This window comes from Bacteroidota bacterium (assembly GCA_039714315.1).
Taxonomy (GTDB): Bacteria; Bacteroidota; Bacteroidia; order Flavobacteriales; family JADGDT01; genus JADGDT01.
On record JBDLJM010000248.1, the window covers coordinates 1 to 2,601 of the forward strand.

Consider the following 2,601-nt stretch of genomic DNA (forward strand, 5'->3'; position numbering starts at 1 on the left):
CTTTCCTCTTTCCTGCCTGACTGGGTCACGCAGGCAGGTATCTTTTACCTTTCCCCTTATTTACCCATAAACGGATAACGATAATCCTTAGGCGAAACAAAGTTTTCTTTTATCAATCGTGGCGATACCCAACGAACTAAGTTCAACATAGAACCTGCTTTATCGTTAGTTCCCGATCCACGGGCTCCTCCAAACGGTTGTTGACCTACAACAGCTCCGGTTGGCTTATCGTTTATGTAGAAGTTACCGGCAGCACCTTCCAAATAATCTGTCGCTTCTTCGGCAGCATATCTGTCGCTAGAGAAGATAGCCCCCGTAAGAGCGTAAGGAGATGTTGTATCAACCAGCTTAAGTGTTTCTTCCCACTTCTCATCTTCGTAAACATAAATCGTAAGAATCGGTCCGAAAAACTCAGTTTCCATTGCCCAGTTCTTTGGATTTGTAGTTACAGCGACAGTATTATCTATAAAATAACCAACTTTATCATCATATCCTCCTCCCGCAACAAATTCCATTTCAGGATCCATTTTGATTTTATCAATAACACCTGATAATTTATCAAAAGCACTCTGTGAAATTACAGCAGAAGTAAAGTTACTCATATCATCAGGCTCTCCCTGTTTCATAGTATCCAAATCCATTACTAACTGTGTTTTAACTTCCTCCCAACGACTTTGTGGAATATAAGCTCTCGAAGCTGCTGAACATTTCTGTCCCTGGAATTCAAATGCTCCTCTACTCAAAGCAGTAGCTACTGCAGTAGCATTAGCCGACGGGTGCATCACTACAAAATCCTTTCCTCCTGTTTCTCCAACAATTCTTGGATATGTATTATACTTGGTAATATTCTTTCCAATTTTCTCGTAAATTCCCTGGAATACACCTGTAGAACCTGTAAAGTGAACCCCTGCAAATGCTTTATGTTCAAATATTGTATCAGAAATCATTGCAGAATCTCCTGCTACCATATTAATTACACCTTTTGGCAATCCCGCTTCTTCGAACAACTCCATCAATACTCCGGCAGAATACATTTGAGTTGCAGAAGGTTTCCAAACAACAACATTACCCATCATAGCAGCTGAAGTTTGCAAATTCCCCGCAATAGATGTAAAGTTGAAAGGAGTAATTGCATAAACAAATCCTTCTAAAGGTCGGTGCTCTACCCTGTTCCACTCATTTGGCGCATTTTCCAATGGTTGATCCTTATAGATTTGCGTCATGTATTTAACATTAAACCTAAAGAAATCTATTAGCTCACATGCAGCATCAATTTCGGCCTGGTGAATTGTTTTAGACTGACCAATCATGGTGGCAGCATTCATTTTTGCACGGTATGGTCCTGCCAATAAATCGGCCATTTTTAAAAATATTGCAGCACGGTGCTCCCAACTCATTTTCGACCATTTTTTTCGGGCTTCCAATGCTGTTTCAATTGCATTGCTAACCATAGCCTTATCAGCCTTAGAATAATGACCAATAACATGATGATGTTTATGTGGAGATGTTATCTCTACCTTATCATCAGTCATTATCTTCTCCCCGTTAATAGTTAATGGAATTTCCATGTGCGAATTCCATAATTTATCATATTCAGCAAGAACCTCAGCTCTTTCAGGTGTACCCGGAGCATAGCTCTTAACGGGTTCATTTTTTATTTCAGGAATGTTAAAAAATCCAGTAGCCATAGCCAATTATTTTTTAAGTATATTTTTATATTAATTCGTTCCGGTATTCCAATACCTTGAAACGGATCCAAAGTTAACAAATAAAATACTATTTAACAGCCTACTTTAGCAGCAAAAACTAACAGTTTGTAATATATTTTGGCGGGCTTCGGGCTTTCGGCTATACTCCTCGCAAAAAGCAGCTTCAAAAGTTGTATTCTATAAGCTCATAAAATCGCTTCCAAAATACATTTTTCAGTCTGCTTTTTTGCTGTGGGGTGCCGCCTCTATCCCTGCCCGAAATCCTGCTAACATCATAGCGAAGCTATAATAAGTGAAGCCTAAAAGTTTCTAGGAATTAACGGATTATATTTTTCTTCCTTCGGGTTCATTTTCTATTCCTACCGGTTCCTTTTCTATTCCTACGGGTTACATTTCTCTTCCTTCAGCTTACTCATCCATTCCTGCCGGTTACTTTTCTATTGCTTCCACTTTCATCTCCATTGCTTCCACTTGCATTTCTATTGCTTCCACTTGCATCTCCATTGCTTCCGCTTGTATTTACACTGAACATCTGAGTTTTTGATGAGAAATAACATCCAATAGTTTTACCCATTTCATATGGCCTAAAACTTGTACAAACACCAACGAAGATGACTTAGCATTATTTATAAAGTATATATTATATTTTACAAATAGGCATCAACCGCTAACCTTAAATTCTTTTCTTTCTTTTTCTTAAAAATATAATAAAATACCAAGCCTGTTGCTACGCCTGTTAGGGTTGTTATCATATTGTTATCGGATTCCTCTTCCATCGTTTCACCACCGGAGTCATTTGTTAGTCCGTAAGCAGCAATCCCTGCACCGGTTAACAAACCGGCCCATTGACCAATGCCTGCCGCCTGATAGTTATCAAGGTATTTTTTACTTT

The 2,601-nt window shown here is 38.8% G+C and carries 3 protein-coding genes; all 3 read right to left on the bottom strand.

The window, feature by feature from the left end; translation table 11 throughout:
* Positions 1–56: 56 nt before the first annotated feature.
* Positions 57–1,688: an L-glutamate gamma-semialdehyde dehydrogenase gene (gene pruA, locus ABFR62_14025; GenBank protein ID MEN8139536.1), complete on the bottom strand. Its 1,632-nt coding sequence runs from the start codon at positions 1,686–1,688 to the stop codon at positions 57–59.
* Positions 1,689–2,121: 433 nt separating this feature from the next.
* Positions 2,122–2,283 carry a hypothetical protein gene (locus ABFR62_14030; protein ID MEN8139537.1) on the bottom strand — a complete coding sequence of 54 codons (162 nt, stop codon included), beginning with the start codon at positions 2,281–2,283 and terminating at the stop codon, positions 2,122–2,124.
* 73 nt (positions 2,284–2,356) lie between these two features.
* Positions 2,357–2,601: hypothetical protein (locus ABFR62_14035; protein MEN8139538.1), on the bottom strand; the 245-nt coding region annotated here is incomplete at its 5' end.

Bases quoted from the DNA above. Each gene is read 5' to 3' on its own strand.
- ABFR62_14030 (MEN8139537.1), bottom strand. From the start codon at position 2,283: ATGGGTAAAACTATTGGATGTTATTTCTCATCAAAAACTCAGATGTTC.
- pruA (MEN8139536.1), bottom strand. From the start codon at position 1,688: ATGGCTACTGGATTTTTTAACATTCCTGAAATAAAAAATGAACCCGTT.